16 protein-coding genes and 3 pseudogenes are annotated in these 24,056 nt (G+C 59.2%); 7 read left to right on the top strand and 12 right to left on the bottom strand.

Features of this window, described 5'->3' with window-relative positions; genetic code table 11:
- The first annotated feature begins 80 nt into the window (after positions 1 to 80).
- Both AM571_RS34860 and AM571_RS34855 read left to right on the top strand, forming a co-directional pair.
- The gene (locus tag AM571_RS34860; protein ID WP_074065441.1) at positions 81 to 728 is read left to right on the top strand and encodes a TetR/AcrR family transcriptional regulator; all 648 of its coding nucleotides are present in this window, start codon (positions 81 to 83) and stop codon (positions 726 to 728) included.
- A gap of 34 nt (positions 729 to 762) precedes the next feature.
- Positions 763 to 1,504: pseudogene (locus AM571_RS34855) on the top strand (class I SAM-dependent methyltransferase).
- 591 nt (positions 1,505 to 2,095) lie between these two features.
- Here AM571_RS34855 and AM571_RS34850 read toward each other — a convergent pair.
- Complete coding sequence (locus AM571_RS34850) at positions 2,096 to 4,009, bottom strand: diguanylate cyclase (RefSeq protein WP_074065440.1); 1,914 nt, start codon at positions 4,007 to 4,009, stop codon at positions 2,096 to 2,098.
- A 953-nt stretch (positions 4,010 to 4,962) separates the two neighbouring features.
- Here AM571_RS34850 and AM571_RS34845 point away from each other — a divergent pair.
- Complete coding sequence (locus tag AM571_RS34845) at positions 4,963 to 5,574, top strand: hypothetical protein (RefSeq protein ID WP_074065439.1); 612 nt, start codon at positions 4,963 to 4,965, stop codon at positions 5,572 to 5,574.
- Between the two features lie 102 nt (positions 5,575 to 5,676).
- Here the strand turns inward: AM571_RS34845 and AM571_RS34840 are convergent, their stop codons facing one another.
- From AM571_RS34840 to AM571_RS34825, 4 genes are read right to left on the bottom strand one after another with little or no spacing between them, the layout of a single operon-like run.
- On the bottom strand, positions 5,677 to 6,618 hold the full coding sequence (locus tag AM571_RS34840; RefSeq protein ID WP_074065438.1) for a spore coat U domain-containing protein: 942 nt from the start codon (positions 6,616 to 6,618) through the stop codon (positions 5,677 to 5,679).
- Between the two features lie 14 nt (positions 6,619 to 6,632).
- Positions 6,633 to 9,047: a fimbria/pilus outer membrane usher protein gene (locus AM571_RS34835; protein ID WP_074065437.1), complete on the bottom strand. Its 2,415-nt coding sequence runs from the start codon at positions 9,045 to 9,047 to the stop codon at positions 6,633 to 6,635.
- Complete coding sequence (locus AM571_RS34830; protein ID WP_074065755.1) at positions 9,019 to 9,738, bottom strand: molecular chaperone; 720 nt, start codon at positions 9,736 to 9,738, stop codon at positions 9,019 to 9,021. Before AM571_RS34830 ends, AM571_RS34835 begins: the two co-directional genes overlap by 29 nt.
- A gap of 25 nt (positions 9,739 to 9,763) precedes the next feature.
- On the bottom strand, positions 9,764 to 10,261 hold the full coding sequence (locus AM571_RS34825) for a spore coat U domain-containing protein (protein WP_074065436.1): 498 nt from the start codon (positions 10,259 to 10,261) through the stop codon (positions 9,764 to 9,766).
- A gap of 774 nt (positions 10,262 to 11,035) precedes the next feature.
- Here AM571_RS34825 and AM571_RS34820 point away from each other — a divergent pair.
- A pseudogene (locus AM571_RS34820) lies at positions 11,036 to 12,219 on the top strand (IS1182 family transposase); the annotation flags it as partial.
- Here the strand turns inward: AM571_RS34820 and AM571_RS34815 are convergent.
- The 4 genes from AM571_RS34815 to AM571_RS34795 all read right to left on the bottom strand — a co-directional run bounded on the left by AM571_RS34815 (position 12,216) and on the right by AM571_RS34795 (position 17,337).
- Positions 12,216 to 13,001, bottom strand: a complete 786-nt coding sequence (locus tag AM571_RS34815) for an SDR family NAD(P)-dependent oxidoreductase (RefSeq protein ID WP_074065435.1) — start codon at positions 12,999 to 13,001, stop codon at positions 12,216 to 12,218. The pseudogene AM571_RS34820 and the gene AM571_RS34815 sit on opposite strands and share 4 nt — an antisense overlap.
- Before the next feature lie 267 nt (positions 13,002 to 13,268).
- The gene (locus tag AM571_RS34810; protein ID WP_074065434.1) at positions 13,269 to 13,895 is read right to left on the bottom strand and encodes a class I SAM-dependent methyltransferase; all 627 of its coding nucleotides are present in this window, start codon (positions 13,893 to 13,895) and stop codon (positions 13,269 to 13,271) included.
- A gap of 316 nt (positions 13,896 to 14,211) precedes the next feature.
- The gene (locus AM571_RS34805) at positions 14,212 to 15,594 is read right to left on the bottom strand and encodes an alpha/beta fold hydrolase (RefSeq protein ID WP_237358630.1); all 1,383 of its coding nucleotides are present in this window, start codon (positions 15,592 to 15,594) and stop codon (positions 14,212 to 14,214) included.
- A gap of 843 nt (positions 15,595 to 16,437) precedes the next feature.
- Positions 16,438 to 17,337 carry an AraC family transcriptional regulator gene (locus AM571_RS34795; protein ID WP_074065754.1) on the bottom strand — a complete coding sequence of 300 codons (900 nt, stop codon included), beginning with the start codon at positions 17,335 to 17,337 and terminating at the stop codon, positions 16,438 to 16,440.
- 170 nt (positions 17,338 to 17,507) lie between these two features.
- Here AM571_RS34795 and AM571_RS34790 point away from each other — a divergent pair, with 170 nt between their 5' ends.
- Entirely contained in the window at positions 17,508 to 18,467 is a 960-nt protein-coding gene (locus AM571_RS34790; RefSeq protein WP_074065432.1) for an aldo/keto reductase, read from the top strand.
- A 705-nt stretch (positions 18,468 to 19,172) separates the two neighbouring features.
- Here the strand turns inward: AM571_RS34790 and AM571_RS34785 are convergent.
- Both AM571_RS34785 and AM571_RS36810 read right to left on the bottom strand, forming a co-directional pair.
- Positions 19,173 to 20,963, bottom strand: a complete 1,791-nt coding sequence (locus AM571_RS34785) for a flagellin (protein ID WP_074065431.1) — start codon at positions 20,961 to 20,963, stop codon at positions 19,173 to 19,175.
- A gap of 361 nt (positions 20,964 to 21,324) precedes the next feature.
- On the bottom strand, positions 21,325 to 21,447 hold the full coding sequence (locus AM571_RS36810; protein ID WP_420493414.1) for a hypothetical protein: 123 nt from the start codon (positions 21,445 to 21,447) through the stop codon (positions 21,325 to 21,327).
- 252 nt (positions 21,448 to 21,699) lie between these two features.
- Here AM571_RS36810 and AM571_RS34775 point away from each other — a divergent pair, with 252 nt between their 5' ends.
- Together AM571_RS34775 and AM571_RS34770 are read left to right on the top strand one after the other, a co-directional pair.
- Complete coding sequence (locus AM571_RS34775; protein ID WP_074065753.1) at positions 21,700 to 22,119, top strand: GFA family protein; 420 nt, start codon at positions 21,700 to 21,702, stop codon at positions 22,117 to 22,119.
- Positions 22,120 to 22,283: 164 nt separating this feature from the next.
- Positions 22,284 to 22,787, top strand: a pseudogene (locus AM571_RS34770) (hemolysin D); the annotation flags it as partial.
- A gap of 104 nt (positions 22,788 to 22,891) precedes the next feature.
- On the opposite strand, the gene AM571_RS34765 reads toward AM571_RS34770, so the two are convergent.
- Positions 22,892 to 23,503: a LysE family translocator gene (locus AM571_RS34765; protein WP_074065429.1), complete on the bottom strand. Its 612-nt coding sequence runs from the start codon at positions 23,501 to 23,503 to the stop codon at positions 22,892 to 22,894.
- Between the last annotated feature and the right edge of the window lie 553 nt (positions 23,504 to 24,056).

The following is a 24,056-nucleotide window of genomic DNA, read 5'->3' as shown; positions in this document are numbered from 1 at the left end:
CATCCGTTGGCTTGCACATTTCGGACACTACATGGTATCGTAATTCAAGAATTAGGATACTGTCAAGGACTATAATTGTCGTGAGCAAAAATAGCCAGAGCCGGCGCGGCCGGCCCGCCAACGAGGCGCTTGGCCAAACCATAGTCGACGCCGCGAGCGAACTCTTTGCGGAACTGGGTTTCCACGCGACGACATTGGACAAGGTCGCCCAGCGAGCGAAGATATCCAAGCTCAGCATCTACAAGCACTTCGAGAACAAGGAGGCGCTATTCGGGGCGGCCTTTACGGCCCGCTGCCATCAGTTTTTACCGCAGGCCCTTTTTGAAGGCGTCGACGGTTCGGTCGAAGATCAGCTCATGGCGGTGGGATCATCCCTGCTTCGCACGCTGTTGCGCCCAGACGTCAGCGGTGTCGAGGCCATGGTCATGGCCGACAAGACCAATCAAACGTCGTTAAGCAAGCTCCATTATGAAGCCGGCCCCGCCCATATCATCGCCCAAATCGAGGCCCTGTTGCGTCAGTTGCACGCGAAGGCGGTTCTGAACGTGCCAGATCCCCTCCAGTCCGCCCGCTTGTTTGCTGCGCTTTTCAAAGGATGCGATCTCCTGATTATCGCACGCTTCGATGAGGCGAGAGCAGAGGACGACAACGAAATCGAATCCTATTGCCGGTCGGCCGTCGCCATGTTCATCGCCGCGCACGGTGGCAACGACCACGCGGGCGGATAGCCTGGTTAAGAACGGATCAGAACAAGGATATGGCATGGCAGAGAAAGATGTTTATCAGGTAGCCGACTGGAAAGGCCAAAGCGGGGAGCGCTGGGTCGCCTACCAGGCCCGGCTCGATGCCATGATGGCGGTGTTCGGCCAGGCCGCGATCGAAGCCGCCGCGCCCGCCCCGGGCGAACGCGTGCTGGACGTCGGCTGCGGCGCGGGGGCGTCTAGTCTGGATCTGGCCGCCCGCGTCGGCGCGGGGGGCCATGTGCTAGGCGTGGACATATCCGAACCGCTGATCGGCAGAGCGCGCGCGCTAGCGCCGCAGGATACGCCGGCCCTGTTCCAGGTGGCCGACGCCAGCAGCATCGAATTGCCCGAGGGCGCGTTCGACATCCTGTTCTCGCGCTTCGGAGTGATGTTCTTTGACGATCCTACGGCGGCGTTCGCGCATATGCGCCGTGCGCTCAAGCCGGGCGCGCGGGTCGCTTTCGTCTGCTGGCGCGGCATGGCCGAGAACGATTGGGTGCGCTTGCCGATGGGCAATCGCGCCATTCGATGCCTCTATCCCGTTCGGCAAGGGGGACACGCGGGATGCAGCGCTCGACGACGCGGTGAAGATGACACTCGAGGTCGGCCCTCTGGCGCGCTCTCTCGCTGATCAGCCCGACGATATCCGCGCCCGCGCCTCGGCTGCGGTCCGTGCCGCCTTCGCGGGCTGCCCCGGTGAGCGGTCGGTGATGATCGACGGCGCGGCGTGGATCGTCACGGCGCGCAACCCGGCAAGCTGACACGGATTAACAGCGGTAGACGCCTAAATGACCCGGAAGCGTCTGGCGTCGGCCTGCTCTAGAATAGGATGACCTGTTTCGCTATCGAGCTTGCCCAGCGCGAAGTCGAGGAGGATCCGGAACGCCTGTCGTTCCCCGCCGGCGAGTACGAACTCGGCAATCAGTAGGTTAAGCCAAAAGGCGTAATAAAGGGAACAGAATGGCAAGAAAGGATGAACAGCTGTTTAGTCTACGCTACCTGACCTAATGTCTCACAACTGACCCGGCGGCAGATTGAGGCGAGTGAGGGGCATGCGTGGGACCATACTTTTCAAGCCATGGGAGGGATACGAGCAAAGGGGGCAGTCATGGCAGATAGTCAATCTGCTAGCGTGGATGACGTCACTGTGCGGACGAGCTGGCTATCGGCGATAGCGCGGGTATGTTTGCAAAATTTTAGCAGCCAGAATGAGACTGTTGTGGGTAGCGTGTGTCTAGGTACCTCCAAGTCCGGACTGACAGCACCGATCTCAAACCATTGCGGATCGAAGGTCATGCTGATTACCATATGTCCTCAAAAGTCGGACCCATTCATCGCTTTCGTAACGTGACTCATCGCGTGATCGCGGGACGGCCATTACCGACCTTTGCAGCCGTGACCTGTTCAGCAAAAGGTTGTAGCTTAATCTGATTGCGGCCATGTCCTTTCGCCTGGTACAAAGCCGCATCCGCTGCTGCCAAGAGCCTCTGCGCGTGGGAATGCAAGGCGTCTCCTCTGGCCGACGAAATCCCGATGCTGGCCGTCACCTTGCCGAATTCGCTGGTTGCATGGGGAAGGTTTTCATCGCTGAGCAGACGCCTGAAGTCTTCCGCGACGACCACGGCCCCACTTTCATCAGTGTTCGGAAGCAAGACTACGAACTCCTCACCACCGTAACGGGCGACAATATCGGTCGACCGTTTCACCGATTTGCCCAGACAGTTTCCTACTGCACGCAGGCATTCGTCGCCGGCAAGATGACCGTAGGTATCGTTGTACAGTTTGAACCTGTCGACATCGATCATCAGAACGCTCAAGGGGACCTGGGTATCGCGACACTTCTCCACCTCGCGCGCGAAGGCGGTGTCAAAGGCCCTACGATTCGCCAGGCTCGTTAACCCGTCCGTGTCGGCCAGCGATCTCAGTTGCTGTGCCGAAAGCTGGAGCGCCGCTTCAGCCTGCTTCATCACGGTAATGTCCGACACCACCACCATCGCTGTGCCGTCATGCGCAAGGCGTGTCTTGAGGGCACGCCATTCACCGTTCTTGAGTTGGACCTCCTCGTCCTTGTTTACATGCAAATTTGCGGCCGTGGTCTCAATCCAATTTTCAGGCAGATCCTCGGGCAAGCCGGCTCGTTCGCCAGTTTCGATCACGCGCTCAAGTATTTTAGTGATGTGCGTACCGACCACCCGCGCGTCACGCGACAACGGGAAGGCATCCCGATACTGCTCATTGCAAAAGATAAGGAAGCCCTTCTTGTCGTACATCGCGAAGCCTTCGGACATGCCATTCATCGCAAGCGTCAGCAGGTTCCGTTTTTCGCGGAGTTCACGCTCGAGATCGACGCGTTCGGTAATGTCCCGTGTCACGCCCGCAAGGCCGATAATCTGCCCTTCGCTGTCCCGCAGCGGAACTTTGGAAGCCAGGAGGTGACGGTCTCCCATACGTTCGAGGAAGTCGACAAGCGGCGCGCCGGTACGAATGATCTCCTGCTCTCGATGGTACAAGTCTTCCGCATCCGGAGCAGTACGCAAACTGAAATCAGTAAGACCGAACATTTCTGCCGGCGAGGAATAGTGAAAAAGTTGCGCCATGTTGTTGTTGACGGCAATGAACCGGCTGTCCCGGTCCTTCACGTAGAGATAGTCGGGCGATTGCGAGAAGGCGGTTTCCAGCACCCGCCGTTCCAGCTTTACTCTTGCGGTCTTCAGCATGATGAGACCGCAGACGATCGTGGCCACGCAGTTCATGAGGACAAGCGGGACGCCAAACGCCGACGCCGCCCCCGATTTAGTGAGGCTGGGCAGGGTCACCAAGATGAGGGACAATCCGAACGCAAGCCCAGTGGTCAGAGCCGCGAGTTTGTGGAAGTCAGGCGTTCTCCGTCGAAAGGAGAAATGAGTTGCCACGCCTATGGCGGTGACGACAAGTATGGCAACGATACCATCGAAGGCACCGGCACCACCGACGACGCCACGGAACACGATTGCCGGGATCGCCGCAATCGCGGCCGATATCGCCCCGCCAAAGAGCCCCGCTAGTGCCAGCGGAGCGAAACGCAAATCGATGTAGATGCCTGACTCAAACTGGATCGCGAGCATCATGGAGCCGACGGACGTCGCGCCAGCGATCATCCCCCAAAGAGGTTTTCCAAGCCCGATCAGCGATTTCTGGTACCAGACCGAGAAATGCGCCCACATGGCCACGGCAAGCGTCACAAACGCAAGATTGCCGGCGAACTGCTCCCAACTGCCTGACGTCATCTTTCTTCCTAAAACCTGGCTGAATTCAAGTTTGTATCACCAGACTGGTTTGCGATGAATTAACCGCTGCTTCAGAGGTGTGGCGCAAACACCCGATACCCGTGGGTAGGCAAGTCGCTGAAGGCGAAAACATCCTCAGCCGTTGGCGCGGCAGAGGATGGTTAAAGATGTCCGAGCATGAGAAACAGGCCGGCCCAGAGCATTGCCGACAATTCAGTCGCCACCAAGAAACCAATCGTCCGATCGCGCCGTCGTTTCTCCTCCAGTGGATTGACGGGCCGCCGCGTTATCCTTGGAAGAGCCTTCATCCCCTTTCCTGGGGGCGCGTATTTACTGGTGTTGCCAAGGGCGCGAAATCGTAAGGTCTCGCGGGGCCGGTCGGTAAGAAAAGAAGCCCGATGGGCCGTTCCAAGCCTTTTGGGGCGATATGTAAGACACCTGAGAAATCGACGGGCCGCGAGAATCCAGGCAGCGCTTGTAATTGGCGGCGGCGTTCTCTTGGCGGTCAGGCCGCGTCTGTTTGAGTCCCAGGCCATTCAGCCGGAACGGAGAGTGGCGGGGATTGGTTTCACTCCTATTCCGAATTATCCTATCGATTCAAGGCGTCTTCGGATTGTGGAATCACCGATCTCCACCCGACGCCGAACAGTGACCAGCATAATCTGGCAACGTTGTGCGAATACCGGCACTTTGCGATGGTGTTCTAAGTTGTTTACCCGATCCTGAAAGTTCTAAACTTACATTTGTTGTTCACAAAGCTTTAGCATTTTCCGCAACTACATGCCGTTAGCCAATGAAATTACTTTGCGATTTTCGAGTTCACTCTATCTTGTGACTATGGCGAGAGGCCGTAGCCACTCTGGATATTGCCTTTCATCAACAGGAGACGCGCGCTTCCAATTGTTTCGCTGCCGGACATCGGGTTCGGCACGAGATCAACTTTGGAGGTTGAAATGAGCAACTATACGTCGACCATCGCCGTCCTGGCCATCGGCTGCACGGCTCTGATCGCGCCGCTCGACGCAAACGCGTTGGACATCGGCGGCAAGAATGGCGTCAGCGTCAGCGGCAGCAGGGGTGGTGTGAACGCCTCTGTCGGCGGCGCCAAAGGAGTTAACGCCAGTGTCAGCCGCAGCTCGAGCGGCGGGGTCAGCGTGGACGCATCGCTTGGAGGCTCCGGCGGGATCAACAGCAGCACATCCCTGAGCGGCCGGAACTCCGCCCTCGACGTCAGCACTGCTGCCAGCATCGGCGGATCGAATGGTGTCAATGCTGATGTCGATGCGAGCCTCGGCGGATCGCGCCTGGCAACCGCCTCGGCAACACTTGGCGTTGCGGAAGATGCTCTTGTCGAATCCACTATCGGGCCGCCTTCGGAGGACGCCGTGGGCTCCAGCGGCGTGAGGGCGGCCGGCAGCATTCCTCGCAGCACTTTCATGGCCTTGAACGAAATGTCTGCGATCGACAAAGCCAAGGCAAAATTGCGCTGCAAGGACGTCTTGCGTTCGGGTGGGTTCGACGCGAGCCTTGTCAAGCTCTGCAAAATGGTCGTTGCGATGCGTTAGCCGATTGCGCGACGGTTCAAGATCGGGATACCAACCCTCCGGTGTTCCTGACTGCCCGGGAATTCCGCCGCTTGTCGGATGCGGCAAGCTGCGCCTTTCACATCAATAGGTGAGCGTGACAACCACGGTATCGGTGTAGGTGCCGGGGTTCGGCGTGTCCTGCGGGGGCACGCGGCCATAGACGGTCAAGACTTGATCCGCCCCGTTTCCGGTTCCCGCGACGGTGCTGCCTGGTGTGGTCGCATCCCCCCACGGCTGCGAGCGATCCACGTCCTTGTAAAGACCATAGGTGACGGTTTCTGATCCTCTCGACATCTTGCGCGCCGTCGGCGCTGAGTTCGTGGCGCCGCCGTTCAACGAGATTGTATAGGTCGTTCCAGGCGTGCAGGTCGCCGTCACCGAACCGGTGGAGTCGACATTGGCGTTCAGGACGCCCCTGGTGCCGAAGTCGATGTTCTGCACGGAGACGAGACAATTGGCAGCAACGCTTGCGTTGACGCTGAACGACGTCGTGGCCGAAGTTCCCGAGGCTGCATTGCAGTTGCTGTTGGTGGTGTAGCGATATCGAAAGGGGGCGTGGGTTCCGGAAAAGCTCGAGAGGTACGTTCCAGTTGCAGCCGCTGGCTGGCTGCCCAGCACCGCGCCATAGACGGTAATCGTGCCAGAGGCTGCTCCCAGGGCGCTCAGCGTCAGCGCATACGCGGGTGAGCGGGCGGCGTAGGCCCAGCTATAGGATCCCCAGATCACACTCCGGGCTGAATCCGCATAAAGCTGATAATTCAGGGAGTTGCCTCCATTCAGCATCTGCCGGGCAGTCGCCGAGGATGCGCCGCCGCTGCCGGCACCGAGGTTGGGACAGAGCAGGATGCGTTGCAGCGGCGTTCCGGTACAATTGACGCTGATCGTCGCGGTCGAATTGACCTGATTGCCGGACAAGGTGTCGACCGCACTGAAGTTCATGTTGGAGGTGCTGAAGCTGCAACTTTGCGCAAAGGACAAAGAAGGCAACAGTAAGAAAAGCAGGAGACCGATCGTGCGTAGCATCTACCGTTCCTTGGCTATAGGCATTTTACATCGTTGATCACCACCTGTTTTCCTGGCTGAGGCTTATAGGAAAACTCGGCATGACATTTGCTGCCCTCATCGAGAGTGACGTCGATCGCGTTCCGAGCGCCGAGGCCGCGGATGTAGGCTTGACCGTCATAACCGATGACAAACTCGTCGCTTGAACCTTGCAGATTGCCGCTGAGACCCGCTTGAAGGGGCGTTCCGTTCTGGTCCTTGATCGTGACGAGTGCGGCTTGCGGTGCGTCAGATAGGCCGAACTTGACGACGACGCCGCTGCGGTCTGCGGGAACGACAACTTCCTTGGTTGCCGGCACGTCGGCATCGACGGGCAGATTTTTCGGATCGATCGATACGGTGTTTGGCTCATACGAATTGAGATTCGGCACGAGGATCCGACCGCTGCGGTTGGTCTTGCCGACGGGCCTGTTTTGCTGCTGGACCTCGACCTCCGGCGTTCCGACATCGACGACAGCGAAAGCGTCGTCGATCCGATTGGTGGCAAAGACGTCGCCGGCGGCGATAGCGACGGCGCCGTCCATCTGAGCGGTGGCACGGAAATCGCTGTCGTACTGCTGTACGCCGCCTTCAAATCTCCCAAAGGGCGTGCGGTAACTGATCGCGGCTTCCCGGTTGGAGACTTTTCCTTCGGATGTGCGCGCCCGCCACCCGATGCTGCCGTTTTCCTGCTGCTCCGACTTGGAAATGTCGGCAACGACATTGAACCCGTCAGGCCCGCTTTCGACACCTGTGTTGGCGGAGACATTGTCTCCGAGCGGGATCGAAACTCCGGCAAAGATCCCGAAGCTGTCGCGGTCCTCGAGATCGGTGAAGGCCGAGGCGTAGAATGTCGCGCGTTTGAAGGTCTGGCTGTAGGAGAGGCCGGCAATCTGGCTCTTTTCCCCATCGGCGTTTTCCAGGCGGGTATAGGAAAAGTTGAGGCTCGAGAGGTCGAGCGGTGCCGGAACGCTTAACGTCACCTGATCGAGGGCGCGGGGAACGCCTGCACTGAACATCGGCAGATCCCCCGAATTGGTAGACGCCGGCTCCGCGGTGACCGAGGCGATATCGTCGTAATTGTCAAAGGCGCGCTGCATGCGAGCATAGATCGACCAGTCGCCGTTGCTCACTTCCAGTGATGCGTTAAAAAGCGCGCCCGAGCCGCGGTCGCTCGTGCTTCCGGCAGCGGCGACCGACGCCACACCCCAGGGGCCTAGTGGAAAGGCGGCGCCGATGCCACCGTTGAGGAGATCCTCGCCGCCCTCGAAATGGCTCTCCAGCGTCAGCCAATCGGTGAGCCCGTAGCGCGCCGTTGCAACCCCCATGATGCGATCGTCGTAGTCGTCCGATTCAATTCCGAAGTTGCGGCGCGGAACGCCGGCCTCCACCGAAAAGTCGATCAAGCCCTCGCGCAGCAGCAAGTTCGATGAGTAGAATGGCAGCGTCTGGGTCGTTTCGCGGCCGAGGCTGTCGCGCAGAACAACGCGGGCTTCGCCGGAGCCCGCAAAAGCGGGGAGGTTGGTAACCTGAAACGGTCCGGCCGGGACGTCGCCGGAATAGGTCCGGACGTTCTGGCTGTAGATCTCGAGCGTCGAGGGAACCGCAGCCGTTCCCTCGAATGCCGGAAGCGGCTCGGTCACCAGGTCGGAACGGAGGGAAAAGTTGCGCTGCGCCTGAATGCCGCCGAAATAAACCGGCCGGGTCCATGAGAGCCCTCCGGTCGTGAAGTCGCCCATCCGATACGTCATCAGGCTCTTCGGATCCGAATAGCTCCAGGTCGTATTGAGTCGGGTTATGCCGTCCAGCTCGCCATTGGAGTAGCCAGCGAGGAACGACTGGCTCAGCGTTCCATAGGGGCTGAAGAACCGTGCGTCGAACGATCCCGATACGCCTTGAAATACATTCACATGGTCATCGAACAGCGTGTTGGAGCTGGCAAACAGCGAGTAGTTGAGCACGCCGCCGTAGCTGGACTGTGCTTCCGGGACTTCGTTCTTTTGCTTTTGCTTGACGTCGATCATCCGCGGCGCGCGGCCCTCATTCGTCGTTGTCACGTAAAGCCGCTGGGCTTCCTCGTCCACCCGGTACGACAGATCAGCCAGATCGTTCAGGTCGACCAATGCGTCGTCGGAAGTGTCCGCCGACGGCTTGATCCCCACTTGGCGGAGTTCGTCGGCGGTCGCAGCGAGCGACCCGTCCGGCTGCTGCTTGAAACTGCCGATCATCTTCATCGACGCGTCGTTGATGAACACCTCAAGCAGGACATCGCGCGCGCCGGCAGGCGTTTCACCGATCTCGGTCGCCGCCGGCTCGTTTGGAACTTCTTGCGCGTTCAGCGCCGAGACAGAAAGAATGGTGCCCGCAACGACGATCCCGACGCTAGCGCTTCTTAACTGCGACGTTGGCATCGAACGGTCCCAGATCGCTCTGGCCCTGCAACGTCACGCTGCCGCTGGAGAGGGACTTTGCGCTGCCGACCGGCCACTGCATCGTTGCACCGCCAAGAACGTAGCCGACCAGGCCGTTGCGTCCGCCGACCTTCGTGGCCCCCTGCTTGAGGGTTACGTTCGAAAGACGGAAGCGACTGTCGCCGCTGTTCTTGCCGGTCAGGAACAGGCTGCCGCCGCGTCGGCTGAGATTCCACGAGACATCGGGAGCCTTGGCTTCGGGGTTCCGGAAAAAGACAGGAACCGAGTGACGCATGATCAGCGTGACGGTCCCGGCTTTCGCCCGGGAGGGATCCGGCAGCTCGTCGACGATGACGCGATAGGTCTCTTCCTTGCGGACAGGCGCTTTGCTCGTGCGCACCACCCGAACTACATATTCGGCGTTTGGACCCATTTTGGTCGCTGGCGGACTGGCAACCACGTCCGTGGTCGGTTCGAGCTGCTCGGCGCCGTCAGTCTGGCTCCATTTGAAGACGCGGACCTGGACATTGATCGGATGATCGCCATCGTTGGTCAGGTTGAGCACGGCCGCGCTGTCGGGCGCGACGAGATCGAGATTCGTGGGAGCCACCCTCAACGAGGCGGCGTTTGCAACAGGCACATTCAAAATCAAGAGCGCAGTCACGGCAATGCATGAAAGCATCCGTAGCATGGCGGGCCTCCAGAGCTGACGAGTTCTAGTAGGTGACGGTGATTGCTACCGTGTCGGTATAGACCCCCGATTCCGGTGTGACTTGTGGCGGAACCCGGCCATAGACGGTGACGTTCTGCACGTCGCCGTTGCCCCTTCCCGTAACGGTATCCGTACCGACTGTAACGCCCCAGACTTGGGTCCGCGCCGCATCGCGGTAGAGGGAATAATTGATGGTCGCTGCGCCCGGTCCTGTCATCTTGCGAACGGCTGTCGTTGCATCGGCGCCCGATCCGGCGCTCAAACCCACATTGTACGTTTGCCCCGACGTGCATTGAACGCCGATCGAGCTGGTCTGGTCGATGTTGGCGTCGATCACGCCCGCAGTGCCGAAGTCGAGATCGCTCACCGTTTGGATCTTGCACTCGGACTGGATTGTAATTCGGACGGTCATATTGCCAGTTGCGGTTGCAGCTATGGCGGGTCCCAGGGGTATTAATAATGCGAGGCCGGCCAGCGCGGCGCCGCGAAACGCTTTCAGCATCCGTGTTTCCTTTCTTCAAGTACGCAACGAAATTGCTCCAAACGCTACGAAATCAAGCATATAAGGGCGGTTGTGGCAAATAAGGAGACATTATGATCGAATGGAGGCGATATCGGGGCAATTCTACCAATGCGAGCATAAATATATGATCTGATGTTAGAAATATAACGCCAGTACAAGGCTGCAGAGAACCGAATGGTTACTTGAGAATCCGACTATCTCCTGGGCGGTAGGCAGGTTACTGAAAAATCGTGCATTGTTCGATTTTGTCCGCATGGAGCGCATTTTGTTTAAAGATCGAGCATGACTTTCGAGATGTGCAAGGCCATGGCCGACGGGAATAGTATTATTTAATAGTTGCTCAAGCCGCGCATGCTTTGAAATCCCGATCTCTTCAATCGTGGCGCCAGGGTGTCTTTCGCAATCTTTTGGACGTTGGCTTGCGACCACCCTGGTATTGTTTCGTGCCAGACAACACTGCGAGTGCGAGATAGAACTTAGGTTTCACGGGCGCTGACGACACTTCGTTCTGGTCCAATGCGGAAAATGGAAGCGCAGTCTGATCGAATCGCAGACGCATCGCCGTGCTGCGACTGCGCCAACACGACCGTTAGCGGACCCGTTTCGCCCATTACGCGTTGCCGAACCAGCCTTTTGTTTTCCGGTGGCGATGCCAGATGACGCCGGTCACATTATTGCTCGTGGTTGATGAGGCATCAGTGCAGCTGGTTTTCCAGCACGCGCTCACCGACGCGGGATTCGAGGTGGGACAGTACCGAACGGCGACTTTGCGAGGAGGTCCATCTCAATCTCGCATATCGGTGGTTTTGCCGCCTTGCTGGAGGGCAGGGTACCGGATCATTCCAGCTTCTCGAAGAACCGTCATGGCCGGTTCCGGCAAAGCGGCATCCTGCGGCACATGTTCGAGACGGTGGTGGAGCGCTGCCTTGCTCAAGGGCTTGTGGGCGCGGAAGGCTTTGCCGTTGATGCCAGCTTGATCGCGGCGGACGCCAACAAGCAGCGCTCAGTGCCCGGCGCGGAATGGGAAGTCAAAGACGATGCGGGTCGCTCGGTGCAGGAACTGGCGGTCCCTCGATGACGCGGCCTTTGGTGCGGCGTCGCCGGTGACACCGAAGTTCATCTCACGGCCCGATCCGGCAGCTCAATGGACTGGTGCCCACAAAGGACATGCCTTCTTCGCCTACGCCACCAACTATCTGATCGATACTGATCACGGCGTCATTCTTGATGTGGAGGCGACGCTTGCCATCCGCCAGGCGGAGGTCGGAGCATCCCGCACGATGATCGACAGGACCGAGAACCGCTTCGGCTTAAAGCCAGACTATCTCGCCGCCGACAGCGCTTACGGTTCTGCTGACAATCTTGCCTGGCTGGTGACAAGAAGATCGCGCCGCGCATTCCTGTCTTCGACAAGTCGAACCGGACCGACGGGGCCTTCTCGCGTTCGGACTTCACTTGGGAGGCTGAGAATGATCGCTACATTTGCCCGGCAGGTAAGGAGCTGAAGCAGTTCCACCGAACCTATGCAACGCCCAGATCAGGGATCACGAGCGAAGGCACGCGGCTTTATCGCGCTCCGAAAGGGCGACTGTGATGCCTGTGAGCTGCGGCAACGGTGCTGCCCAAATACACCCGCTCGGAAGGTGCCGCGCGACCTGAACAAAGATGCCCGCAATGTGGCGAGAGCAATTGCCACCATACCCGACTACGAGCGTTCCCGGCATCGCCGCAAGAAGGTGGAAATGCTCTTTGCTCATCTCAAACGTATTCTCCGAATGGCGCGTTTGAGGCTGCGAGGTTCATGCGGTACGAGTGACGAATTCCTGCTTGCGGCAACCGCCCAAAACCTGAGGAGATTGGCAAAACTCAGACCGCCAAGGCCGTCGCTCGGCATCATCGCCGCGTCAGCCGCCGGCAGCGTCCAACAGCCAACTTAATCGATCTGCGCGCCTCCTGTCGCATTTGCCATGGTGGCTGTCATGCCCGCTGCCAAGTCGCTGGCCAAGAGTACTGCCGCGTCAGCTATTTGCGCGAGCGGCGTCACGCGCCGCAAGGGGGTGTCCTTGGCGAACTCTTTATGAATTTCATCGAGCGTCATGCCACGGTCACGCGCTGCCAAAGACCAAACCTCGTGAACGCCGGGAGAATCTGGAGAGCCCGGTGAACGAACCCAGTTGACCCTTACCCCAAAGGGCCCATTTTCTACTGCCAACTGTCGCAAAAAATGCTCAACGGCAGCACAAGCAATGCCAAATCCGCCCACATTCGGGAACGCTTGGCGTCCCGCGTTCGCACTGATACCCACGATCGAACCACCTCCGTGGCGTACCATATGGTCCGCAACCACAGTTCCGGTGTAGAACCATGTCGTGAGACCAGTTTGGACAGGTCGAAGTACCTTCTCGAGTGACATGGTCCCGAGTGGTTCGCCCTGCGTGTCACCCCAATCGATCGCATTGAACATTATCTTTACCGGGCCCGCCTTCCCGGAAATCAGCGCGAGTTGCGCCTCAATGGCATGCTTGTCGGTCGCGTCGACGGGCAGCGGCTCTGCCATTCCACCCTGCAAGCGAATGTCGTCAGCAACGACATCGAGACGATCTCGTTGACGTGCCGCCAGGAAGACGCGAGCGCCTTCTCGGGCAAACGCTCTTGCCACGGCCGCTCCAACTGCGCCGCTCGCACCATAAACAACTGCATTTCGGTCTTTAAGCAACATGCACTTCTCCCTCTGCGCCGTTCACATAGGCTGGCCTTCTAAGACGATTAACAGTCTTCCCGTCCGACAAGCTTGGGGGAAAAATTAGTTATTCAGAGATCTAATTGAGCGGTGCGCTCCGCGGCGATCGTCGGAGCCACGGCTGCTTCGCGCCTGCATGTTGGCCACAGAGGAGGTCTTTGCCTTCGCCCGGAAGTCGGCATTGCGGTGACCACCTAGAGTTCATAGTCGTGCCACAACCGGCCATTTCCGCAAGTTCTGTGTGCGTCACGCCCGACTCGCCCGAACGCTCAGCCACCGATCATGGGGCTTTCCGACGCACCGACGTACCTCGCTGACGATCCAGCCGGCGTCTGTGAGTGCGGACCGCAGGGCAGACTCGCGCCAGTACGTCTCGACGTAGCGCCGAGGCGCTGCAGCACTGCCGTGTGTGGACACATCCTCGCCTTCGCCCTCTCTTACGGAGGCGTGCAATCGGCCACCGGCCCGGGTCGCCTCGGCAAGCCGTCCAAGCACCGTGCCGAAATCCTCGCGCACGACATGAATCAGGCAGGCACAGGCCCAGACCCCGTCGTACGGCGTGCCGGGACGCTGCGGGTCGGCCAAGTCTTCGGTCAGCGGGTCCAATAGGTCGGCCTCGAACCCACTTTCGCGAAGCAGTTCGACGAAACCCTTTGAAATGTCGGTGCGCCGGACGCTAATTCCCCGCTTCTCAAGCTCAAGTGCATCTCGCCCGCCACCGCTTCCGATCTCCAGCACCCTGCCCGAGCCGCCCAGCTCGGTCACGAACGCATCGATCTCTGTCGCGACCCATTCGGGCATCGCCGCGGCCTCGGCAGCGTACTCCGCAGCGACCGTATCATAGGACCGCACGGTATCCAGGTCGGTGCTCATCCTAGCGCTCCTCCTTCAAGACCAGAGGCCTGGTGAGCGAGAGGCCCATCAGCCCGTTGCGCCCTTCACACTTCGGCAGTTGGTGCATCGCGGGCGATTTGCTTCCCAGCTTTAGCAGAAATGCGGTCAGAGACACCACCGACCGATTGCCAATGCTGCCGGGCGGCAAAGCGCCTGCATTTCTGTCGTTCGCGCGGCCTTGGCGAATACCGAAAGCAGCCCTTCTGCTTTGGTCGGTGCTACGACTGGGGTGGACAGCAGAAGTTCAAAGCGAAACCGCTGAAGAGCCGCTTTGCGCGCCCATAGGGGCCATATTTCACTGGTTGTGCGCTGTCAGGAACCTAGAGTACTCGTCAAAGAACTGTTCGAAGGCAGCCGTGTCCTCCATGAGCACATGATTGTTTCCAGGAAGCTCAACGAAGGTCGCGTTAGGAATAAGCGTAGCCATGAGACGCCCTTCCTCTATCGGCGCGACGCGATCGCCGATGCAATGCAGGACCAACGTCGGAACATTGACCTGCTTCGCCATCTCCGTCACATCGACCGTGCTGTTCATTTTCCAGATCCGCATCGCCGCTTCCGGACTCGTAGCAATGCGCTGAAGTTCGTCGAAATTCGCAGCCATCTCGGGCTGAGCGTCGGGCATGAAGGTTGTTGTAAAAAAGTGCCTGAAGACTGGATTGGTCGAGCCCCAGCCGTCGCGGATCATCATCGTCCCAACTTTATAAAGGTGCTTTTGGTCCGGTTGCGTCCGCTTGAGCCGACCCCGAAGAAATCCGCCCAAGAGGACGAGGCAGGTCACCTGCTCGGGATTCTCCACGGCGTAGCGGACACTGAATGAGCATCCTTGCGAAATGCCGAGAAGCGCGAACCGGCTCAGTCCAGCAGCGGCTGCGACGGACGACATGTCGCCAGTCATTGCCCCCTCGGATACAGCTTCGACGCCCCAGTCCGATAGGCCATTTCCTCGCTGGTCGAATCGTACCAGCCGGCACATGCTCGCCAACCTGACCAGCCATGGGTGCCAGATTGGACTGCGCCATTCATACTCCAGATGGTTCAGCCAATTCGGTGCCTTCAGCACCGGCATCCCTTGGCCAATACTGGCCCACGCGATCTGCACTCCGTCTGGGGCAGTGGCGAACTGTACCTGTTGTTGCTGCGCAGCTTTGGGAAGCTCCGGGCTAGGAAGCGAAGCGTCGAGTGTCCACTGCCAAACCCGGATGGGGCGGGAGATATTCTTCACCCGCTGGTTGCCCATGTCGCGAAAAGGCACTTTCATCTTATCCGCGACCGCTTGATGTACAATGTCGGAGATGCAAATGCCGCCTGGCTTCGCCAGCCCCTCAAGGCGGGAAGCCACGTTGACGCCATCGCCGAAGATATCTCCATCCTCGAAGAGGACATCCCCGAGATTGATCCCGAGGCGGTAGAGAATGCGGCGTTCTTCCGGTGACGCTCCCTCGCGGTTCGCCATAGCCACCTGGATGTTGATGGCGCAGCGGACGGCATCCTGTGCCGAAGCGAATTCGACCAACATCCCGTCGCCCGTGGTCTTGACGATGCGGCCTCCACGACTTGCGATCTGCGGATCGAACAACTCCGTGCGGTGCACCTTCTGACGCGTAAGGATATCTTCCTCATTTTGCTCCATGAGGCGGCTATAGCCTGCCATGTCGACGGCCAGAATCGCGGTCAAGCGGCGTTCCACAGAGCGCGTCCCCAGAGTTTCAGCCAAATTTCACACTACCACATGTGGGCGATCGGAATAAGCCTTTGAGAAAATGCACATCGTAATGCGACGACCGGCTGAACGGCCGCATCGGGGTCGGAACTTACCGGTCAGCTTAGGGAAGGTCTTAAAAGGTGTCGGTACCGGCCGATCCGCAAAGCGCCTGCTTGTCGGTCATTCGGAAGCAGCCAACACGGGTACACAGCGGACCGTTAGCTTGCCCTTCGAGAACGAAGCATCGGAGTGGCAGTCAAGTAGCATCTCGATGGCGCTCATCTCCCCGCATCGCCTGCTGAGAGCCCGCCCCTTACATCGTATCGTCGCTGAGCCTCCTCGATATCGTCGAGGTGGTAGATTGCCCAGTCGTAGACTGCGCCAAAGGGAGTTTGGAGCGTGCGCCCTAGGTCGGTGATAGAATACTCGACGGCGTGCCGAGAAATTTCGCGCCTGGAGCGATTGCGGCGGCGAGATGGAGTGCGCGATCCCATCGACATCTTACTTGCCGACATTTCGATTTACTGGTTCTCCGGAAACATCGCGGCGTATTGCGCCTGTACAAGGAAATGCGCCTTCAGCCGCTGACCTTCGAGGCAGTGGCCGTCTTCCGCGTGAGCTGCCCATACCGCCACGTTCCTGGTCGAGCGCGCGCTCAACGTTGTACGCTGGACCTATTTGCCCGCGGGCGGTCATTTCGCGGCAGTCGAGCAACCCGAGGCGCTGGCCGAGGAACTCCGACTTTTCTGGAGGCCTCTTCGGGCAAGGGGCGATCCTCAAGACTGAACGTTGATGCGCCGACGTTATAAGCTGAACTCAAGCGACCACTGCCAAATTGGGTGAAGCGCGCAATCGGGCTATGTCGCGCGCCGGCGGCTCTCCGAAATGGCGGCGGTATTCGCGGCTGAACTGCGTTGGGCTTTCGTAACCCACGTAGATGGCCGCAGTCGTTGCATCGATGTCCTGGACCAGCATCAGGCTCCGTGCCTCCTGCAGCCTGAGTTGCTTCTGAAACTGTAGCGGCGTCATCGCCGTCACAGACCGAAAATGCTCGTGCAGGCTCGACGGACTCATGCCCACTTCCGCGGCAAGCCGCTCGATGCTGAACCGTTCCCGGAAGTTCTGCTGAATCCAGGCGATGGCGCGGCCAACTTGGGCTACCCGACCTTGGCTGGAGGTGATGTGGCGCATCCTGGCGCCGGCCGGGCCGGCGAGCAGGCGATAGAGAATTTCCTGTTCGGCAAGCGGCCCGAGCACGGGCATTGCTGCCGGATCGTCGAGCAGGCGCAGCAACCGTATCGCCGCGTCGAGCAGGCCGGCATCGGCGTCAGACACGGTCTTGCCTATAGGCGCGAAGGGCGTTCCCGGTGGCGGCGGCACACGCAACGTCAACTCCCCCAGCATGACCGGATCGAAATCGAGGTACAGACAGAGATAGGGCTTGTCAGGCGTTGCCTCCACCACCTGACCTGTCGCCGGCAGGTCGTAGGTCACGATCCCATAGCGCCCTGGTTGATATCTGAAAACGCGGTCACCGAGTGTGACCTGCTTTTGCCCCTGCACGACAAGGCACAGCTGCGGTCGGTAGACATTCGGCATTGGCATCGTCACCGTGGAGGATCGAACAAGCCAAACGCGTTCAAGGGGGGTGGCTTGGAAGCCGTCCTTCGAAACGTTCCGAGCAATCACGGCAGCCATTTCGGTCAATATTTGCATGAACCGGACCATCGCATGCGCGTGGAAGGGCGGCAAGGCGAATCCGCGCGGCTTCTGGAGGATCGGACAGTAATCCCGGTGCATCAGGCTAACGGTCCGGCGCCGCTGCGCATCACAGTGTTGGCGGCGCCTGGGTCATAGCCGGGCCGCAAAACAAGTATGGAGCAAACATGACAATCGAAAATCTGCAGATCCCAACGGTCGCCCTGGGCACCTGGGCTTGGGGCGACAGCGGCGAGACTGGCGACGGCTATTTCGGCAGCACTCTGACCAAAGCGAGCCTGGAAGACGTCGCGGACAAGGCGCTTGCGGCCGGCTTCACATTGTGGGACACCGCCGTGGTGTATGGCATGGGGCGTTCCGAAACTGTTCTGCGGCAGGTATTGAAGCGCTTCGCCCGCAGCGACTACCAGCTCTCCACGAAGTTCACCCCGCAGGCTGCGGGGGCGAGCGAAAATCCGGTGGCGGACATGCTGGAGCAGAGCCTGGCCCGCCTTGGTACGGGCTATATCGACCTCTACTGGATTCACAATCCAGCCGATGTCGCGCGGTGGACTCCGCACCTGATCCCGTTGCTGAAGAGCGGGAAGGTCAAACATGTCGGCGTCTCGAATCACAATCTGAGCGAAATCGCGTTGGCCAATCAGATCCTTGGCGAAGCCGGGTTTCGGGTCGAGGCCGTTCAGAACCACTATAGCCTCCTTTATCGCAGCTCCGAGGATGCCGGCATCCTCGACCACTGCCGCAACCATGGCATCCCTTTCTTCGCCTACATGGTGCTTGAACAGGGTGCGCTGAGCGGCAAGTACGGTCCAGAGAACCCGCTGCCGGAGGGCAGCCGCCGGGCGGAGACTTACAATGCAATGCTGCCTCAGCTGAAGACACTGACGGATAAGCTCGCATCGATCGGCGAGAAGCAGGGCGCAGCAGCTCCCGACGTCGCAACTGCTTGGGCCATCGCCAAGGGCACGACGCCGATTATCGGCATGACCAGGCCCGACTACATCAACGGTCTCGTCCGCGCGACCAGTATGACGCTCTCCAGCGACGAGGTTGCAGAGCTCGAAGCTCTCGCCGATGCCGCTAACGTGAATACCCGCGGCTGGTGGGAAAAGGAGATGCGGGCTTAAAGCTTCGCTGTCCTAGAGCCTCGGATCGCATTCCGAGCAATACGGCAGGCGATCATCTCGTTTTGCGGGGTGATCGCCTCCGGTCCGCCTGCAAATCCATGGTCCTGAGACTCATTGGCTCAGGCTGTCCCATTCCCTCTGCACCATCCGGAAGTGGTCGTTTACGGCCCGCAGTTTCTGTGGCTGCCGATGCCGCCTGGGATCGTCATAGCCGGATCGACCGCGATGGCGAGGTCACGGCTATTTTCGGAGAACTCCCAACGATAGGGGGCCGTAGGCCCGCGGATTTGGGATGAATTTCGGTCATGACCGATAGCGCTGTTGCGAGCCCGAAGTGCCCACTCTCGCATCGCCGTGCTTATGCGCCTCGGCCGCTATGCCACGGGCCAAGAGCCGCCGCGACACCGCTGACCCAGGAACAGCGGAACGGCTGCTTTCCCGCCTGCGAAGCCCAATAACCGGCGTTCCGCTTGCGGCCCCTTGCGGTCATTCGCAGGATCGGGTCTAAGTTTGCACCAGGGCGATCGCGAAATCTGAAAACAGGCCCAATTCCACCTCCCAGCCTGAGGCAGCGTCATGCTGCGAGTCCGCCGTAAGCGGACAAATTGGCATGATAGCAAAGGCTTGCCCAGTCCATTGAATTTCCGATCCCACGGCCCGCTACGCGATTTCGATGCAGACCTCAGTAGCTGCCGTCGACCGGCACTAGCCAAACAGGCTGAGGAGGGCTTGCGGCGCGCTGTTGACGATCGACAGTGACTGGAGCGCGAGTTGCTGCTGGGTCTGAAGGGCGCCCAGCCGGGTCGACTCTTCTTCCATGTCCGCGTCGACCAGTCGTCCTACTCCGGAACTGATCGCGTCGATCATCGTCTCCGTGTGGGAAGCCTGGAGGTCGATTCGCTTCTTCAACGCGCCAAGCGCGGCGGTTCCGCTGGTGACCCGCGCAAGCATGATGTCGACGCTGTTCAGATACGAGTTCACGGCGCCGGGATATTTCTCGATGTCGATGTCCAGCACGCCCATTTCCGGAATTGGCTCGACGTTGACGGACATGTTGGTAAATCCGATGTCGGTTTTTCCGCCATTCAGTCGATCGTCGAGTGGATCAGACCTGACAAGAATGCTCGAACCGTTTGCCTCGATGATCGTGTTCGGACGGGTGATGAGCGCCTTCAAGATCGTGACCATGTCGTCCGCCGTGTTCACCCATCCGTCCGTCGTTCCCAGGATCGCATTGACCGTGTTTCGATCGATCGCGTGCGTTTCGGTGGGCTCGCCACTGACCCCGAATGTGAAATCGATAACGACGTCCTTGAACACCTTGAATGGCTCGAAAGTCAGAGGGATAAGCGATCCGAGAATCCCATAGCTATTTGCGTCGCCGAGACTTCCGACATTGATGGTCGAGGAGAAGTTCGAAATCTGGACCTGTGATCCGTCGAGGCCGGAGTTTTCGAGCGTCATGATCTCATAGTGAGCTGGATCGGGGTAGGGCGGGGCACCCGACGGATGAATCATCGGACGGGATGCACTCACCAGAGTATCAATCCCTTTTGCCTGGAAGGCGGCATTCAGTACCGCGACCATTTCCGTCGCATTGTCGATCGACGCACCTGCGACCGAATTGACGAGAGCATAGTCGATCGTAATGCCAGTCGTCGTGATGCCGGGATTGAGCGGGCCGGCCAAACCTTGCGACGGGTCGTCGCCATCGATCGTGATGTCGAAGGTTATTGTGTCGGTGTTCGAAAATACGATCGGCGTGGGAACATCGTCGTCGCCAACCACGGTGTAGGGGATGTATTGCAGGAGGGTCGCAGGCATACCCGCGATGGGATAGTTGGGCTGATAATCATTGCCGATATCCGGGGTCAACCAGTTCTCGTACGGCCGGATGCCACCTATCGTCCCGGGACTGCGCGGATCGCCCTGGAGGATCCCGTCTCCCTCGCTGTTGAACAGTGACGTGTTGATCAAGTCAAACATCGTCGCGCCCACGGAGACCGTGCCGTCAGCGCCGCGCACGAACGATGACGTTAATTTCGCCGATCTGTCGCTGGGGATAGCCTCATAGAGATCATGGATATTCGTTGTGAGCCAATTCACTCCGTTGAACGACGCGGCGGCGGCAATGCTGACGGTCGATTGGGCAAGCTGTGAAATTTCCTCCTGTATCTTCGACTTGTCGACGCTGGCATCGTTTGCAGTGACCAGCTTGGCCCGCATCTCGCTGAGGACATCTTTGACATGGTCCATTGCCTCATATGACATGTCGACGACGCTCGCGCCGATATCGAGCGCATTCCGGACTGCCGAAACTGCCGCCCTGTCCGAGCGCATGGTGGTTGCGATCGACCAGTAGGCAGCATTATCCGAAGCCGTTTCAACGCGCATGCCGGAGGAAACTACACCCTCTGTCGTCTGCAAACTCGAGTTGAGGAGACGCAGTGTCTGAAGCGCGGCAATCGATGCCACATTTGTCGTGATGGAAGACATCGACGATCCTGGAAATAAAACTGCAGGCTGATGTTCGGGATAGAATCAACGCGTCATGTATCTTGTGGGTGACCCAAACTGCTAGGACATGGTTAACAAAATCTAACCGGCAGCCACCAAGAAATGGCGAAGCCGATCCGGCAGCGACTTCGTCGCCATCGGCCGGCAGTAATGCGCTGGCGGAAAAGCGATCCGCGCCATGCTGCCTCGGTGATGCCTGGAAATTCCAGCGCCAGCAGCATGGCCTTTTGGCCCGCTCGATAGGTCGCGGCGTACCGAATTCTTGTCGTCGCCCTTGAACGCCAGCGCGCCCAAAATTGAACCCCCAATTTCTCTGAATTACTAGAATTAGAAATATACGTCAGGCTTTAGAAAGCGAAGTGCCGCCCTTGAAGACGAGGTGCTCGCCGAGTTTGGACGAAAAGAGGGCCTGCAGCGTACAGACGACGCAGACATCCTTTTCGAGCAGATGAATGGCGACCATTTCGATTTCGTCCGCATGCCAGCCCGTGACCGCGTCATTGCTACGGGCTGTTAACCACAAAAATTGAGGAAGACCCGATTAACTGCAAAACGACAGCCAGGGGCTATAGGGCTTTTCATAAGTCCCATTCGGAAATAGGATTGCGCCTTTCTGGAAGGCAGTGGGAAGAAAGACCGGAGCGGCTTTGCGACTTCGGATTCGCTCGCGGCGGCTGCACCGAACACATGGGAGGGGAAACCGATGGAGGCCTCGATGTCTGTGGCAGTGCCCCTCACGGGCGGTTGCCAGTGCGGCAGGGTGCGCTATGAACTCGCAGGCCCGCCTCTCGTCCTGTATGTGTGCCACTGCCGCGAATGCCGGAAACAATCGGCCTCGGCGTTCGGGATATCGGCGTTCTTCCGAAGCGTCGACCTGCGCCTCCTGGACGGCGAGATCCGCAGCTGGTCTCGGTCGACGAAATCGGGATGGACCATCGTCTCCTTCTTCTGCCCGAACTGCGGAACGCGCCTCTGGGATGGCGACAAGGACCGGGAGGACGATGTCTGCATCAAGGGCGGCTCTCTTGACGAGCCGCTGGATCTGACCGACGCCGTCCACATCTGGGCTAGCCAGACGCTGCCCGGCGTGATCATCCCCGAGCACGCCCGGCGACACCCGAAGGATCCGGAATAGGCCCGGGCCGCCACATACATTGATTTCTCAATGGCAAGCGATCTGGCAGAGCTTCCTCTTGCCCGTGGCTATGACGCGCCTAGATCACCACAAGATGGAGTTGCATTCACTTTGCGCTAGCCTCACATGAGTATCTTGCGGTTGATAAATTTTCGGAAGTGCCAATGATTTGGAACCACCGCATCACCCGTATTCTGGTCGGCCTATCACTGCTGGCGCTTGTCATCGTTCTTATGCTGCCCAGCCTGACTGGCTTTACAAGCCTCGACGGTACAGTGAATGCACGATTTGCGATCGTGAACGCTCCTATCGACGGCGAGCTCCAAGAAGCACCCCCAAAAGTTGGTGCGCATGTATTGGCAGGCGAACCGCTCGCCTTGATACACAATGCTCGCGTGAACCGCGCAATACTGACGTCGCTGCAGGCAGACCATATGACCGCCGTTGAACATGTTACGGCGCTAAAGCGGGAATGCGACGAGCTCGTACGGCTTCGTGATCAGTTGGGTGCACGCATGGAAGTCTTTACGCGTACAACCATTGCCGACCTGGAGCGACAAGTCGAAATCCTGAACAAGCGGGTCAAGGTCTCAGAAGCGCAGGACAATGTCGCGCAGGTCGACTTTGACCGGCGGCTGGCGCTCGAGGCCAAGGGTATCCTCTCGAGGGCGCAGCGTTAGTTTCCGCTAAACAACGCCAAGGGAGATCGAATCGCGAACAGGAAGCCGCTAAACTTCGCAATTGGGGTGGAAAGCGGCCAACCGGAAAGTTTTTACTGACGTGTTGCAATCGCCGTTGCGGTCCCGCCCATACAGACCGCCGCGCCGCGGTTCATCAACTTCACCGCGCGCGGAGAGCTCAGCGCGTGCCGGGCCCGCGCACCGGCCAGCGCGAAGGGGTATTGCGCAATCGACAAGATTATTCCGGTGACAGCTGCAAGCAGCAAGGCGTCCGCCATGCTCACCCTCGAAACATCGATCACCGTAGGCAAAATGGACACATAAAATAGGACGGACTTGGGATTACCGAGCGTAATGAGAATGCCGGACATGAACGCGCTCCGACCGCTTTCGTGGGCAGCAGGGATGGAGCCGGCCGTGGGATCGGCGCGCCAGAACTGCACGGCAAGCCAGCTTAGGTAGGCGACACCGGCCCACTTGATAACGATCAATAGGGTCGTGAACGTTTCGGCGATGTAAGCGAGGCCAGCGAGCGCTGCTGCCAGATAGATGATGTCGCCTAGCACCATGCCGGCCGTCATCCACCCGGCCAGGCGATACCCGGATCGCAATGACTGTGCCACGATTGCCACGATCTGGGGACCGGGAATGATGGCGGCGATAGCCAGCGCGCTGCAATATGCAATGAGGCCTGAGAGGTCCATTGTTCCTCGGCACGTCAGACAGTCTTCGATCATGCACTTATTATAGACGGACACCGGCAGTGGCAAGGTCTGCAAGGGGCTCGAAAAGCGAAGTTGCAACTAATCGGGCGGATAATGCCTAACCGGCGCATTTCGCGGCAGACCGTGGAACGGTCGAGGCCAAGTTGCTGGCAGCTTCCGCCGGAGGTGTTTGCGCCTCGATTAGCTTCATAGCAGCCTCGACCTTCTTCAGGTCAAATCGGCCCATCCGTTGTGAGTATGTCGAACGTGACCGCTACGATCGTCGAGAAGTCAATCGCTGGCTCGTTGAAAGCGGCAATGGTTTAGATTGGGAGCGATACATTGCGCGCTCCCGGGGGAGTCGGCCTCTGGCACGGCGTGGGTCGCCTAAAACTTCGGCCGCGGCTCTCGCGAGCCGTTTCCCGCTCGATATCGAAATATTCCTCCAAGTCATCGCCTACCGCGGATGAAAATCACCGGCCCGTCAATCCTGAAGGATGCTCGCTTGCTCTCGGTCTCGAATACCAGGAGCTGTTCCCGCGCAAGCGGCAGC

The sequence above is a fragment of the Rhizobium etli 8C-3 genome, from assembly GCF_001908375.1.
GTDB lineage: Bacteria > Pseudomonadota > Alphaproteobacteria > Rhizobiales > Rhizobiaceae > Rhizobium > Rhizobium etli_B.
This window is presented reverse-complemented; position numbering and strand designations above follow the sequence as displayed.

Coding starts and splice junctions, on each gene's coding strand:
- AM571_RS34850 (WP_074065440.1), bottom strand. CDS start 4,009: ATGACGTCAGGCAGTTGGGAGCAGTTCGCCGGCAATCTTGCGTTTGTG.
- AM571_RS34845 (WP_074065439.1), top strand. CDS start 4,963: ATGAGCAACTATACGTCGACCATCGCCGTCCTGGCCATCGGCTGCACG.
- AM571_RS34840 (WP_074065438.1), bottom strand. CDS start 6,618: ATGCTACGCACGATCGGTCTCCTGCTTTTCTTACTGTTGCCTTCTTTG.
- AM571_RS34835 (WP_074065437.1), bottom strand. CDS start 9,047: ATGCCAACGTCGCAGTTAAGAAGCGCTAGCGTCGGGATCGTCGTTGCG.
- AM571_RS34830 (WP_074065755.1), bottom strand. CDS start 9,738: ATGCTACGGATGCTTTCATGCATTGCCGTGACTGCGCTCTTGATTTTG.
- AM571_RS34825 (WP_074065436.1), bottom strand. CDS start 10,261: ATGCTGAAAGCGTTTCGCGGCGCCGCGCTGGCCGGCCTCGCATTATTA.
- AM571_RS34815 (WP_074065435.1), bottom strand. CDS start 13,001: ATGTTGCTTAAAGACCGAAATGCAGTTGTTTATGGTGCGAGCGGCGCA.
- AM571_RS34810 (WP_074065434.1), bottom strand. CDS start 13,895: ATGAGCACCGACCTGGATACCGTGCGGTCCTATGATACGGTCGCTGCG.
- AM571_RS34795 (WP_074065754.1), bottom strand. CDS start 17,337: ATGCAAATATTGACCGAAATGGCTGCCGTGATTGCTCGGAACGTTTCG.
- AM571_RS34790 (WP_074065432.1), top strand. CDS start 17,508: ATGACAATCGAAAATCTGCAGATCCCAACGGTCGCCCTGGGCACCTGG.
- AM571_RS34785 (WP_074065431.1), bottom strand. CDS start 20,963: ATGTCTTCCATCACGACAAATGTGGCATCGATTGCCGCGCTTCAGACA.
- AM571_RS36810 (WP_420493414.1), bottom strand. CDS start 21,447: ATGGTCGCCATTCATCTGCTCGAAAAGGATGTCTGCGTCGTCTGTACG.
- AM571_RS34775 (WP_074065753.1), top strand. CDS start 21,700: ATGTCTGTGGCAGTGCCCCTCACGGGCGGTTGCCAGTGCGGCAGGGTG.
- AM571_RS34765 (WP_074065429.1), bottom strand. CDS start 23,503: ATGGACCTCTCAGGCCTCATTGCATATTGCAGCGCGCTGGCTATCGCC.